Source organism: Aminobacter carboxidus, from assembly GCF_014863355.1.
Classification (GTDB): domain Bacteria; phylum Pseudomonadota; class Alphaproteobacteria; order Rhizobiales; family Rhizobiaceae; genus Aminobacter; species Aminobacter carboxidus.
Window position 1 is genome coordinate 48,944 of sequence record NZ_JACZEP010000003.1, and the last position, 12,872, is coordinate 61,815.

Annotated in this window: 11 protein-coding genes and 1 pseudogene; 2 read left to right on the forward strand and 10 right to left on the reverse strand. The window is 60.3% G+C overall.

The features are described from left to right. Window positions 1–68 precede the first annotated feature (68 nt). Together IHE39_RS12190 and IHE39_RS31270 are read right to left on the reverse strand one after the other, a co-directional pair. Complete coding sequence (locus IHE39_RS12190) at window positions 69–1,229, reverse strand: MFS transporter (RefSeq protein ID WP_192566644.1); 1,161 nt, start codon at window positions 1,227–1,229, stop codon at window positions 69–71. Between the two features lie 88 nt (window positions 1,230–1,317). Further along, complete coding sequence (locus IHE39_RS31270; protein ID WP_491844516.1) at window positions 1,318–1,407, reverse strand: DUF1127 domain-containing protein; 90 nt, start codon at window positions 1,405–1,407, stop codon at window positions 1,318–1,320. A 253-nt stretch (window positions 1,408–1,660) separates the two neighbouring features. Here IHE39_RS31270 and IHE39_RS12200 point away from each other — a divergent pair, with 253 nt between their 5' ends. Beyond that, window positions 1,661–3,169, forward strand: a complete 1,509-nt coding sequence (locus IHE39_RS12200) for a winged helix-turn-helix domain-containing tetratricopeptide repeat protein (protein ID WP_192566646.1) — start codon at window positions 1,661–1,663, stop codon at window positions 3,167–3,169. A 61-nt stretch (window positions 3,170–3,230) separates the two neighbouring features. Here the strand turns inward: IHE39_RS12200 and IHE39_RS12205 are convergent. The 3 genes and pseudogenes from IHE39_RS12205 to IHE39_RS12215 form a co-directional block, all read right to left on the reverse strand. Then, window positions 3,231–3,470: pseudogene (locus IHE39_RS12205) on the reverse strand (helix-turn-helix domain-containing protein); the annotation flags it as partial. 186 nt (window positions 3,471–3,656) lie between these two features. Beyond that, on the reverse strand, window positions 3,657–5,468 hold the full coding sequence (locus tag IHE39_RS12210; protein WP_434781315.1) for an ABC transporter ATP-binding protein: 1,812 nt from the start codon (window positions 5,466–5,468) through the stop codon (window positions 3,657–3,659). Window positions 5,469–5,528: 60 nt separating this feature from the next. Continuing rightward, entirely contained in the window at window positions 5,529–6,725 is a 1,197-nt protein-coding gene (locus IHE39_RS12215; RefSeq protein ID WP_184774229.1) for an aminotransferase class V-fold PLP-dependent enzyme, read from the reverse strand. A gap of 178 nt (window positions 6,726–6,903) precedes the next feature. On the opposite strand from IHE39_RS12215, the gene IHE39_RS12220 reads away from it, so the two are divergent. Beyond that, window positions 6,904–7,650 (forward strand): IclR family transcriptional regulator, encoded by a 747-nt coding sequence (locus IHE39_RS12220; protein WP_312881016.1) that lies wholly within the window; start codon window positions 6,904–6,906, stop codon window positions 7,648–7,650. Between the two features lie 2 nt (window positions 7,651–7,652). On the opposite strand, the gene IHE39_RS12225 is transcribed toward IHE39_RS12220, so the two are convergent. The 5 genes from IHE39_RS12225 to IHE39_RS12245 form a co-directional block, all read right to left on the reverse strand. After that, entirely contained in the window at window positions 7,653–8,135 is a 483-nt protein-coding gene (locus IHE39_RS12225) for a RidA family protein (RefSeq protein ID WP_184774247.1), read from the reverse strand. Window positions 8,136–8,189: 54 nt separating this feature from the next. After that, the gene (locus IHE39_RS12230; RefSeq protein ID WP_184774225.1) at window positions 8,190–9,395 is read right to left on the reverse strand and encodes an amidohydrolase/deacetylase family metallohydrolase; all 1,206 of its coding nucleotides are present in this window, start codon (window positions 9,393–9,395) and stop codon (window positions 8,190–8,192) included. 1 nt (window position 9,396) lies between these two features. Further along, a complete protein-coding gene (locus tag IHE39_RS12235) occupies window positions 9,397–10,275 on the reverse strand; it encodes an ABC transporter permease (protein WP_184774223.1) in 879 nt (292 codons plus the stop codon). Next, window positions 10,275–11,216, reverse strand: coding sequence for an ABC transporter permease (locus IHE39_RS12240; protein WP_184774222.1), 942 nt, complete (start codon window positions 11,214–11,216; stop codon window positions 10,275–10,277). The genes IHE39_RS12235 and IHE39_RS12240 overlap by 1 nt, the downstream gene beginning before the upstream one ends. A gap of 79 nt (window positions 11,217–11,295) precedes the next feature. Further along, on the reverse strand, window positions 11,296–12,822 hold the full coding sequence (locus IHE39_RS12245) for an ABC transporter substrate-binding protein (protein ID WP_192566648.1): 1,527 nt from the start codon (window positions 12,820–12,822) through the stop codon (window positions 11,296–11,298). Between the last annotated feature and the right edge of the window lie 50 nt (window positions 12,823–12,872).

Sequence of the window (12,872 nt, forward strand, 5' to 3'; positions counted from 1 at the left end):
TCAGCGATCTGCCTCTATGGAATCGGGCATAGCATCGCATCGTCGTGGTACGGTAGACGCCTGGATCATCAGCCGCGGCGTTGCTCCGTCATCAGAAGCACCGCCAGGACACAGCTCAGCAGGCCCAGCAACAGTGGCAGTCCCTGATGTCCGATCAGTTGCATCGTGAATCCTGTTGCAGGCGAGCCCACTATGCCGCCGATGCCCCATGCAAGCGCGAAGCCGGCATTGCCGGCAATCAGGGTCTGGCCGGTGAAACGCTCGCCGAGTTGGATCAGCGCCATGGTGTAGATGCCGAACGAGACCCCGCCCCAAACGAAAACGAGCGGCCAGATCAGCCACCAACCGAAGGCCTGAGGCAGCAGCAGGCAACCGGCCAGGCAAGCCAGTGCACAGAACAGCATGGTTCGCGTCGAGCCTAGCTGCTCGGCCATGCGCCCGAGCAAGATCTGCAGCAAGGCGTTGCCTGCGATGAAGCAGGTGATGAGCGAAGCGATCCTGCCTTCGGCACTGCCGAGCGCTGCGCCATAGACCGCAAACAGGGAAATCAAGGTCTGCTCGAAGGCGGCGGCGGTGAAAACCGCAAACAACAGCAGCGGCGCAAGCGCGAAGAAGCCGCCGATCGACGTTGCTTCGCCGTCATGCGGCATCCTTGGCATGCGCGGTACGACCGCAAGTACGATCAGGCCGCAGACAAGGAATGCCACGACGCCGACCATGAAGGGCGGCCAGCCCTCGGTGCCGACCAGGCCGAGCGATAAAGGGCCGATGGCGAAGCCGCCCGAAACGATCGCTGAATAGAGCCCCATGATGCGACCGCGCCGAGATGCCGGTGTGATCGCCAGCAGCCAGGTTTCGCTGATCACGTAGAGCGGATTGGCAAAGAAGCCGAGCAGGAAGCGCAGCGGCATCCAGGCCCAGATGTCCTGCACCAGGGCGATGGCGACCAGGGTGGCTGCAGCCAGCAAAGAACACAGGATCGCAAGCCGTGCCGCCCCCACACGCCGGGTCAACCCGGGAATGACGGGCGACGACACGATGAAACCCAGCGGCGTCATCGCCGCCGACAGACCGATCAGGCCTGCCGTCGTCCCTTGCCGCTCCAGGATGAAGCTGAGCAGCGGATAGGTCAGTCCCTGCGCCACGGCAAATACCGTGACGGTCGCAATGACACCCGCCATCGCGCCCCATGGGATCTGTCGCTGCGATGTCGAACTTTCGGCCGTCATGCAGACCTCCATGCGGGGCAGGGCATTTCTGTCACGCGGCGCGCAACGGCACCGAGAAACTGGCGGTCAAGTGTCATCGCACTTTGCCTCAGGCTTGCCAGAAGTGTTTGGCGATCTCCGTCTCGACCTGCCGTGCGGTCAGGCCTATATCGTCGATCAGATAGGGATCGGCTTTCAATTTCTGCTCCAGTTCCCAGCGGAAGCGTATCCGCCATCGCCAGGTTGCTATGGTGCCTGGCAAATTCGCCCGCCTTGGCTGAGGCGGAGCCGGTGCAACCTTGCAAGTATCGTTCATCGTCAACCTCGTCCGGCTTTGAGGCGCTGGACCCCTCGACCTGAATGAGGATGACTTCTGCAGAATACGAACCGCGTCGTCCTTAAGCCCTGCCAAATAGTTCCAAAAACTTCCAAACGGGCTATAGATGCGCCGCATGCAAAGAGCGCGTTTTGCCTTTGGTCCGTTCGTGCTTGATCCGGATGCCGGAACGCTGGTCCGGAACGATGATCCCGTTGCCGTCAGCCACCGCGGGCTGAAGCTGCTTGCGGCGCTGGCCGGGCGGTCGGGCGAAATCCTCGGCAAGGCCGAATTGATGGACGCGGCGTGGCCGGGCACTTCGGTCGAGGAGGGCAACCTCACTGTCCAGATCGCGCAGCTCAGGAAATTGCTTGGTCCGACAGCCGACGGCGGTGAATGGATCTCTACGGTCCCGCGCGTCGGCTACCGCTTCATGGGAGCGGTCGAACAGATTGACGAAGCCAAGCGAAAACCTTTGCCGCTGCCCGACAAGCCGTCGATCGCCGTGTTGCCCTTCGTCAATGCCAGCAACGATCCCGAGCAGGGGTCTTTCGCGGACGGGCTGACCGAAGACCTGATCACCGACCTCTCCAGGCTTCCCGGCCTGTTCGTCATCGCACGCAACTCATCCTTTGCCTACAAGGGCAGGGCGATGGACGTGCGCACGATCGCCGCGGCGCTTGGTGTGCGCTATCTGCTGGAGGGCAGTGCACGGCGCGCCGGGGGGCGCGTGCGCATCAACGCCCAGCTGGTCGACGCGATGAGTGGCGATCATGTGTGGGCGGAACGCTTCGATCGCAGCCTGGAAGATATTTTTGCCGTCCAGGACGAGGTCACCGGCAAGATCGTCGAGGCGTTGCTCGGCCGGCTGCGCGCACCGCCGCCGCGCAATCGGCCTCAAAATCTCGAAGCCTACGATCTCTGCGTGCGGGCGCGCAGGCTGATGGATGATTCACCGCAAGCGGCGCGGGAAGCGCATCTGATGCTGACGCGCGCTGTTTCGCTCGACCCTGGTTACGCCGAGGCCTATCGCTGGCTCGCCATGAACCACTGGATGGGATGGGTACACAGCGGCGGACCGGCGGAACCCGCACGCAAGGTCGCTCTGGGCCTGGCCCGCAAGGCGGTGGCGCTCGATCCCGGCGACGCCGGCTGCCGCTGGGTCCTGGCATATCTGCTTGCCTACAACAGCAGCTTCGCTGAGGCGGATGCGGAATTCGCCAGGGCGATCGAGCTCGACCCAAACGAGGCCGATACCTGGGCCGCACTCTCCGACATCGCAGTCCTTGCCGGGCGGGTCGAGGAGGGGCTTGAACACATCCGCAAGGCATTCCGGCTGAACCCGTTTCCGGCAAGCTGGTACTATCTGACACTCGGCCAGGCACAGTATGCAGCGGGCGAATACCAGGCCGCTGTCGAGACACTGCGCCGCGACGAGACCTATCGCACAAGTTCACGCCGGTTCCTTGCGGCAGGCCTTGGGCAACTCGGCCGGTTCGATGAGGCGCGTGCCGAGGCCGAATTGTTTCTCGTCGGCAACCCCGACTTCACCATCCGCCACTGGGTAGCGACGGAGCCATTCCGTGACGCTGCGACACTTGATCATTTCGTCGATGGCTTCCGCAGGGCCGGTCTTCCGGAGTGACATGCCGGCGTGACGCCAGCGGAGCAACCCATTGGTATCGCTGCAAAGTCGCACTTCAAGGTAGAACCCACCCCAGGTCGCCGACGCCGGTAGCGTATCGATGGTTCGACGGCCGGCCTCGGGCCTTGTGCCGAAGTGCTGAAGCACCGTCGGACTGAAACGTCTTCAACAGGCGTTGAACTTGCCGGGCCGTCAGATCGAGCACATGCGCAGCCGACACCACCGTCATATGTCGCTCTAAAACCTTCGACAGCACCTCAATGCGTTGAAGCTCGCGTTCGCTCATCACGATCAGTCCCAACCTGCCGTCTCCCTCGCTCGCGTCAACGAGCAGGGCGACATTCCTACTTTGCAGAATCAAGACATTTTAACTTTGCGCCAATAAATGTTTGTCGCATAACAAACATTATGGAACTAACCAGGTGGTGCTGCGGCATTGTTAGAGCCGGTAACAGATGCAGCCCACCTATCGGCGCTCAGGTCATCCTCACACCGCTACCAGATGGCCGCTGGCTACTTCGCGAAACTCGCGAATTGAAGCCTGATAGTCCGGCGCGCGGATTGGGCTATGCAGTTCCACAGTATCGCCTATGCGCTTTTCGCGACGACGATCTGGATCTGGCACTGGAACCGCCGCCATCAAGCGTTTGGTGTAATCGTGCTGGGGGTTGTCGAACACTGAAGCGCGAGGGCCGATCTCGACGATTTCACCAAGATACATCACCGCCACGCGATGACTGACCCGTTCAACGACAGCCATATCGTGGGAAATGAACAGGAAAGCAAGGTTCAGGCTCTGTTGCAGGTCAAGCATCAGGTTGATGACCTGCGCTTTCACTGACACGTCGAGCGCCGATACGCTCTCGTCGGCGACGATCACCTTGGGCTTCAGCGCCAGGGCTCGAGCGATGCACACCCGCTGGCGCTGCCCGCCTGAGAACTCGTGGGGGTAGCGGCTCGCCATGTCGGACGTGAGACCAACCTTGCTCAACAGATCGGCGACGACGTCGCGCGCTTGTTTCGACGTGCCCATCTTGTGCTCAAGATAGGGTTCGGCGATCGCATCACCGACAGTCATGCGAGGGTTCAGCGAAGCAAACGGGTCCTGGAAAATCATCTGGATCGACTTGCGCATCTGGCGCAGCTCTCTCTTTTCCAGCTGCAGCATATCCTGGCCGTCGACCATGACCGAACCGGAGGTCGGTTCGATCAGCCGCATGATCGCCCTGCCCGTCGTTGATTTGCCGCAACCGGATTCGCCAACCAGTGACAGCGTTTCGCCGGCAAAGAGGTCAAAGGAAACATTCTCCACCGCATGGACACGTCCGCCCAGCCGCCCGAACAGGCCGGTGTGGATATCGAAGCGCTTGACGAGGTTCTTAACCTCGAGAACAGGTTTGTTGTTGTCCACGGTGTCGGGTGTTTCGGTCGACGCAATCGCCTCACCCGTTGTGGTGTTGACGATCGGGAAACGCAATGGCCGGTCATAGCCGTGCATCGAGCCGAGAACCGGCACCGCAGAAAGCAACGCGCGCGTATAAGGATGCTCGCCACGGTGGAAGATATCGGCGGTAGCGCCAGTTTCAACCTGCTCGCCCCGGAACATCACCACCGTGCGATCGGCAATCTCGGCGACCACGCCCATGTCGTGGGTAATGAACAGGACCGACGTGCCCTGCTCGTCTTGCAACATCTTGATCAGGTCGAGAATCTGGCCCTGGATGGTCACGTCGAGCGCGGTTGTCGGCTCGTCGGCGATCAGCAGTTTTGGCCGCGAAGCCAACGCCATGGCGATCATGACACGTTGGCGCATGCCGCCGGAAAATCGATGCGGATATTCGTCAAAGCGCGATGCGGCAGACGGGATGCGCACCTTCTCCAGCAGCTTCATCGTTTCGGCCTTTGCATCGGCCCGCGACATCTTCTGGTGGCAAAGCAGAGCCTCGGCAATCTGGTCGCCGATGGTGAAGAGCGGGTTCAGGCTCGTCATCGGCTCCTGAAAAATCATCGATACGTCGTTGCCGCGCACCTTTCGCATCTCGCTTTCAGGCAGAGCGACGAGATCGGTTCCGTTGAGGAATACCTTGCCTTCGATGCGGCTGGTGTCGGCTTGCAAAAGCCTCATGATCGAAAGCGAGGTCACGCTTTTGCCCGATCCGGATTCGCCAACAATTGCCACCGTCTCGCGTGGCCTGACGTCAAAGGAGATGTCGCGCACGACCGGCTTCCAGTCGCCATCGACCAGAAACGATGTCGTTAGATTTTGCACGGACAGCACAGTGCCGGTGTCTGTCTGCACGGTATTTGTGGCTTTGGCGTTCACGGTTGTTCCTCCCTGTCGTGCATGGCGTAGCGGCGATCAGTCCGGCCAGCGCAACACGTCGTCGAAACGATATTTGCTGCGGTTCTCGAATGGCGTGGCGATGATCTCGTTGGAGGCGCGGGCCTTGTCGAGTTCTTCCATCAGTCGTGCCGCAACGACCTTCTCTTGACCTGGATGCAGGTTGCAGGGGTCGAGGTAGAAATAATTGTGCTCGACCTCGTGGTCGCGCACGATGATGGGCTGATCGCCCCGTGCCAGCGCCGCAGCCAGGTCCCAGGCTGTGATATGCGCTTCTTGCGCCGAGATGATAACCCGCATGCGATCGAGCGGGTTTTTCGTCGGATCAGGCTCGACAAGTGCGGTTACACCGGGCCGGTTCGCCAGTGTCTCTTTCCAGAGATTGAGATAGCTGGCCTCGCGTTCTCGAATGCCGGCATGGTCTCGCTTTTCCCAAGCCTCAAGCGCTGCCATGACGCCAAAGACACTCTCCTTGCCAACCTTCATGCCCCGGCCGATACCCATGTTCTGCAGGAAGGCAGCCCGCACCAATTCCTTGTTGCCAGCGACGATGCCGGAAGTTGGCCCACCAAGGAATTTGTGGCCGGAATAGAGCGCGATGTCCGCACCCTGTTCGAGGAATATCCTGAGGTCATATTCCGATGCCGCATCGACGATGACCGGCACGCCCCTGACAGCTGCGATTTCGACGAATTCCTTGAAGTTGAGCAGACCGTAATCGACGACGTGGTGGGAAACGACGTAAACAGCAGCGGCAGTCTTCTCGTTGATCGCCTTCTCCATATGGAAGCGGTGGGTCGATGTCGCCTGCCCGATTAACACGGCTTTGGCGCCCGCCAGCCTAATGGCCTGGTCAACCGGCGCGCCGTAGCTGACGACATGCCCCATCTGGACGATGACTTCATTTTTTGCCGGAGTGACGTCTGGCAGCTGCTCGATGGCAAGCAGGTTATCGCCTGTCATCGCGCCTGCAACGGCCAGACTGATGCCAGCTGAACAGGAGGCGGTAACGAAGCCAGCTTCCGCACCGGTCAGGCGGGCGATGACAGCGCTGGCCTTGCGTTGCAGGTGATTGATCTCGACAAATTGCGGCAGGATCGCGCTCATCGCTGCGATCGCTTCCGGCACAACAATCGAAGCGCCCAAACTAGTCATGGTTCCAGAAACGTTGATGACCGGACGAAGGCCAAGCTTGGTGCGGATATCATCGGACATGTTTCAATCTCCAGTCGTGTTCAGTGCAGTTTGCCATCGACAAGTTATGCCACAATAATGTAATAACCAACGGAATTGCACGAGGAGCATTCCGTTGAACGTCACGACGCCTTCGCAGGAAAAATCGACCGTAGAAGACACCTCGGCTGAGGCCACCAAGGGCGCCCGCCGCTCGAGGGTGAGCGGGATTGATCGCGCTCTTCAGGTCATCGACTATCTCTATGAAACCGGTGAACCTGCAGGCGCCTACGCAATCGCCAAGGCGATCAAGGCGCCGCTGTCCACGGTCTATGTCATCATTGACGATCTGGTCGACAAGAACATGCTCGCGCGCAATTCCGAAGGCGCAATCTGGCTCGGCGCTCGGCTCTATCATTATGGACTGGCCTATGCCCGGTCTCTGGATTTCATGGGGGTAGCCACCCACGAAATGCATGACCTTTGCCGCCAAACCAGCGAGACCGTGCAATTGTGTGGACGCGATGGAGACCACATGCTGGTGCTCGCCATGGCCGATGGCCCAAGCCATTTTCAGGTCGCTTCCCGCGTCGGCACCCGGGTTCCGCTGAACTGGACGGCATCTGGCCGGCTTCTGGTCGGTCACCTGCCTGATGGCGAACGCGTCGAGCTGTTTAAGCGCTGCGCGCGTATTTCCCCGACGGGACGTGCCGAGATCGACGCGAAGTCGCTGTCGTCTGCGGCTGGAAAGGCCTTTGAGGAGCGGCTGTCGCTTCAGATTGCCGAGTCCGACTATGCGGTTGCCTGCATTGCCTCGCCGATCTGCGACCGCAGCGGCCAGCCGGTTGCGACCATATCCATCGTGCTGCCGGAGCAAAAAGTCCTGTCCGACATGCCGCATTATTCCGAACGCGTCCGCGCGTCTGCGGAGCAGATCGAAAAGCTGATGGGCTGGCGCGGACACTGAAGTCATGGCCTCGCGCGCAGCGAGACAATCGCCTCGATCTCTACTGTAATGTTCCCCGGCAGCGAGCCAAAACCAACGGCTGAGCGGGCGTGTTGTCCAGCTTCGCCGAAGACGTCGATAAGCAGGTCCGAGCAGCCATTGATGACACTGGGATGATCCTCGAACTGTGGCGTGGCATTGACCATACCCAGCAGTTTGACGACGCGTTTGACACGCGAAAGATCGCCCAAGGCGTCCTGCATGACTGCAAGCAAGTTCACGCCGACGAGCCGCGCATGCTCGTATGCCTGTTCGACGCTCACATCGTCGCCGACCTTGCCCGAATGCAGGACGCCGTCAGCCTCGCGCGGGCCCTGCCCCGACAGGTAGAGGAGGTCGCCGTCCTGAACATGAGTGACGAAGTTGGCAATTGGCGGCGGCGGGGCCGGAAGCGAAATGCCGAGCGCGGCGAGGCGGTCATATGGCGTCTGTGCCGTCGAAGTCATGGCTGGCAAGATATTCACATTGCTTTCTGTTGTGCGCGTCTCAAGCTTCATGGATCACCGCCACGAATAGCCGTGACTATGGCGCACGAGCTTGCGGGGATGTGGTGCATAGCGGCTGGCAGCGATCGCTTCGGACCCGATGACGGCGTAGCGTGGCTCGAACAGCCTCTTCAGGCGCGAGGTGTCGCCGTTGGAATCGGTCGCTTCGAGATCACCGTCAACCAGATCGAAGACGGTGAAATCAGCGCGCTCGCCGATGCTGAGCCTGTTTTCCATCGACAGTTTGATGGCCGATGCCGGCGCGTGGGTGACGGCGTCGATAACCTTGTCGAACGGCATGCCAACTGAAAGCAGCTTGGACATCGTCGTCGCGAGATCCCAGACAGGGAAATTCATCGAATGTCCGTGCAAGTCGGTTGAAATTGAAAATGGCATGAGCCCGCGCTGGATCGCTGCTTCGGCCACCTTGAATGAGAACGAAGCGCCGCCATGGCCGATGTCGAGGCGAACGCCCTCGCTGGCGCAGCGCTCCGCCAGGTTGAAGAGGTCTTCGTCTTCCATGATGCTGGAGCCGGCTTTGCCATTGAAGCAGTGGGTGACAATGTCGCCCGGTCCCAGAATCTCCAGCACTTCGTCATAAAGCGCCGGCGGCTCGCCGACATGGACCATCATCGGCACCTTGAGGATCTTGGCGATCTTCTTGCCGAGCTTGACCGGAGTCACGCCCCACGAGCCGGTGATGACATGACTGGCGCGGACCTTGATGCCGACAATGTGCTCGCTGTTTTCAGCGTAACATTCGAGAATGCGATCAAGGTCGATGTCGCGAATGTCTCGCAGCTCCGGTACACGGTTGCACGCCACAAGCCCAATCGAGCCCAGATTGAGGAAGGCCTTGATGCGCTCGCGCGACGGCTCGATGATGTACTCGCGAAAACCGTGGAAATTTGCCTCGCCGGCCGAGCCCGCGTCGACCAGCGTCGTGACGCCACGTTCGGCGCCGCATTCAGATGGACGGATCGAAATGTCCGTGCCGCCGTGCCAGATGTGGACGTGCAGGTCGACCCAACCGGGCGATATCCAGGCGCCCTTCCCGTCAATTCTATCCGCATCAGCTGGCGCCTCGATGGCGGCGCCAATGGCGGCGATGGCGCCTTCAGCGTTGACGAGAATGTTCGTCGTCGCGGTCGGCGCGTCGGCTCCCAGAGCGATAGGCTTTACGTTGGCGATGAAGAGCGGCTTGTTTGGTTGGGAGGCCATCTTAGAGATCCTTTCGAAGTCTTGGATCGAGCATGTCCCTCAATCCGTCGCCGACCAGCTGGAGCGACAGCACCGAGAGAATGATGGCGAGACCTGGGAAATAGGTCATCCAATCAGCCTGGCCGATATATTGCCGACCGGAGGCGATCATCGTGCCCCAAGTCGGGATTTCAGGACTGACGCCAAGGCCGAGGAAGGACAGACCAGCCTCCGCAAGCATGGCGCTGGCGAAGAGGAAGGTGCCCTGCACCAGGATTGGCGACAATAGATTGCGCAGCACGTGCCGCGTCATGATGTGGAATGTCGATATGCCGAGAGACTGCGCAGCCTCGACATATGGCAGTTCGCGGATGACCAGCGTCGAGGCGCGCACGATGCGGGCAAGCCGCGGCGCATAGACGATGGAAAGCGCAACGATCACTGTTGTCAGCGACGGACCCAGTGCTGCCACCAACGCAATGGCGAGCAGGATGTCCGGAAAGGCCATCATGGCGTCGATCAGCCGGGCGATCGGCGTATCCAGTCTTCTAAAGAAGCCCGCCAGCAGGCCGAGTGTCACGCCAATGAGGGCAGACAACGCCACCACGGCAGCGCCGACCAGCAGCGACAGGCGCGCGGCGTAAATCGTGCGCGAAAATACATCCCGTCCGAACTCGTCGGTACCAAACCAGTATGTACCGCCCGGCGGCTTCAAGCGGTTGACGATGGACAGCTTCGACGGCGAGTAAGGCGCAATGTATGGCGCGAGCACCGCAAGCAGGACAAAGATCGTCAGGACGATGACGCCAAAGGCGACCGTTTTGCGCTTGAGCAGCCGGTGAACGAACTTGAACCGGGATTCGGCGGCCGGCAGCGAGGGGGTGTTGGCGATGTCGGTCATCAGTAGCGCACCCTTGGGTCTACCAGCAGGTAGAGCATGTCGATCGCAAAGTTGATGAGAACATAGAGCCCGGCAATGACCAGCAATGCCCCCTGGATGACCGGGTAATCCCGACGCAGGACCGCCGAAACAACCAGGTTTCCGATCCCCGGCAGGCCGAACACCGTCTCTGTCACGACAGCGCCCGAGATCAGCACGGCAGCCGTCAGCCCAAGCACGGTAAGGATCGGTATCAGGGCATTCTTCAAGGCGTGCTTCAGGATCACGCGCCGCTCTGCCAGGCCTTTGGCTCGAGCGGTGCGGATGTAGTCGTCGCTCAGCACGTCGAGCATCGAGGCGCGGGTGAAGCGCAAGATCAGCGCCGACGAGACCAGGCCAAGCGCTAGCGCCGGCAAGGTCAGGTGGTACATGCGATCAAGGAATGAAGCGCCGGGACCACCATAGCCGGAGACCGGAAAAATGTTGTGACGCACGGCAACGAATTGCATCAGGATCAGACCGAGCCAGAAGCTCGGGATGCTCGCGGCAAGCATTGCGAGAAAGGTTGACGCCTGGTCGATGAACGACCCCCGGCGATAGGCTGCATAGATGCCGATCGGCAACGCGATCACGCAGGCAATGGCGAGCGAAAAGATCGTCAGGAAAAACGTCGGCTCAGCTCGCTCCATCAGCGCCGCCGTCACCGGCATGTTCAGAAAGATCGAGTGGCCCAGATCGCCCTTCAGCAATTGACCAATGTAGAGAAAATACTGGACCCATATCGACTTATCCAGCCCAAGGCGGGCGCGCAGGTCGGTGATGTCCTGCGGGGTTGCATCGGGGCCGAGCATGACGGCTGCCGGGTCGCCTGGCGTCACGCGCACGATCACAAAGACGATCGTGACGACCAGAAACATCACCACAATCATGCCTGCGAGGCGCTGAAGGATATAGCGTATCATGGGCAGTTCCTATGTCCGCGAGGCGGCATGATCGAAAGCGGACGCCAACCTTGGCTGGCGTCCGTTCGCCAAGAGCGTGCTACTTCTTGATCGAGGCGTTCCAGAAGTAGGGCCACGGCGCGGGATCGACACCCTGAAGCTTGTTCGAAATCGATGAGACAGCGTTGAAATTGCCAATCTTGATGAAAGGTGCTTCGGCGTAGATGACCTTCTGGACATCCGCCCACAAGGCGACGCGCTTGGCTGGATCAGCTTCCGCCGTAAAGGTGTCAACCGCAGTCTTCCGTGCGGGAGTGTCCCACCAGCCCGGCGAGCTGGTCGAAAGCGAACCGATCAGCCCCGGCTCGGGCAGGAAGGGGCTATGGGTGATGTAGATGTCCCACAGGCCCTTGTCGGCGCGGCGCTGAGTCAATGTGGCCCAATCGACAACCTGCATATCGACGTTGAAGCCGGCCAGTTTGAGATATTCGGCGGCGACCTGCGCCATCTTGTAGTGAAATTCATACTGGCGGCTGGTCAGGATGCGGATTGGCTCGCCCTTGTAGCCGGCGGCCGTTGCGGCAGCCTTTGCGCCTTCGGGATCGGCGGCATTGTAGTTGCCTTCGACACCGGCGTCGGTGCTCCAGGCAAACGCCGATGGGTAGATATTGCCCTCAAGGGCGTAGAAGTCCGTCGAGCCGAACGCCGCCGCAAGCATGTCTTCCATGCTGAGTGCCTGGCGGATCGCCTTGCGAACTTCCATGTTGTTGGCAGCGCCCTCAGCGGTGTTGAAGACGAATACCGGATAGCCGAACGGCTTGAGCAGCATTGGCTGCGTTGCCGCGGCACTTTTCAGCTTGTCGAAGGATTCAACCGGCAGGGCGTCGACGTAGTCGTACTGGCCTGAAACGGCGGCCTCGATGCGAGTGTTCGCGTCAGGAACAGGCACGAAACGGATCTCGTCGAGGTAGGCGTGACGCGCCCCGCCATAGCCGTCGCTGTCGTTTGAGCGCGACTGATATCCATCGAAGCGGACCAGCTGGATATATTGGTCAGCCTTGCGTTCCTTCAGCATGTAAGGACCGGTGCCAACAAATTCACTCATCGTGTCGGCCTGCTTTTCAGACGGAATGATGATGGCGGCAGAGTTGTTGAAGGCAAGCAGCGCGCTGAGCGGCGCATAGGGTTGCTTCAGCTGGATCGTAACCGTCGTCGAATCCGGCGCGGTGATGGATTCGATGAAACCGGCTGCCTGCTTGCCGCGCGAGGCCAGCTTGGTCCAGCGGTTGAGCGAAGCGACCACGTCGGCCGAGTCCATGTCGGTGCCGTCCTGGAATTTGATGCCGGACCTTAGCTTGACGGTGAAAGTCTTGCCGTCAGCAGTGATCTCGGGAAGGCTTTCGGCCAGGAGCGGAGTCACGCTCCACTTCTTGTCGAAGGTGTAGAGCGTCTCGAACATATGCTGGGTTACGATGCCGACCAGATCGGCAGTCGAGGTCATCGGGTCAAGCGTTGGCGGTTCGCCAATGGTGGCGACATTGATGACGCCCCCCTTTTCCTGCGCCACTAGGTCGTTCGGCATAGCCGCCAGCAGCAAGGCGGCAAAAGGAACAAGCTTCGATTTCATTGTATCTTCTCCCATTTTATTCTGCAGTTATGTAATAGCAGCTTTAATAA

Excerpts from the sequence above, each read along its gene's own strand:
- IHE39_RS12215 (WP_184774229.1), bottom strand. The coding sequence starts at position 6,725 with ATGTCCGATGATATCCGCACCAAGCTTGGCCTTCGTCCGGTCATCAAC.
- IHE39_RS12230 (WP_184774225.1), bottom strand. The coding sequence starts at position 9,395 with ATGGCCTCCCAACCAAACAAGCCGCTCTTCATCGCCAACGTAAAGCCT.
- IHE39_RS12190 (WP_192566644.1), bottom strand. The coding sequence starts at position 1,229 with ATGACGGCCGAAAGTTCGACATCGCAGCGACAGATCCCATGGGGCGCG.
- IHE39_RS12245 (WP_192566648.1), bottom strand. The coding sequence starts at position 12,822 with ATGAAATCGAAGCTTGTTCCTTTTGCCGCCTTGCTGCTGGCGGCTATG.
- IHE39_RS12235 (WP_184774223.1), bottom strand. The coding sequence starts at position 10,275 with ATGACCGACATCGCCAACACCCCCTCGCTGCCGGCCGCCGAATCCCGG.
- IHE39_RS12200 (WP_192566646.1), top strand. The coding sequence starts at position 1,661 with ATGCAAAGAGCGCGTTTTGCCTTTGGTCCGTTCGTGCTTGATCCGGAT.
- IHE39_RS12225 (WP_184774247.1), bottom strand. The coding sequence starts at position 8,135 with ATGACTTCGACGGCACAGACGCCATATGACCGCCTCGCCGCGCTCGGC.
- IHE39_RS12240 (WP_184774222.1), bottom strand. The coding sequence starts at position 11,216 with ATGATACGCTATATCCTTCAGCGCCTCGCAGGCATGATTGTGGTGATG.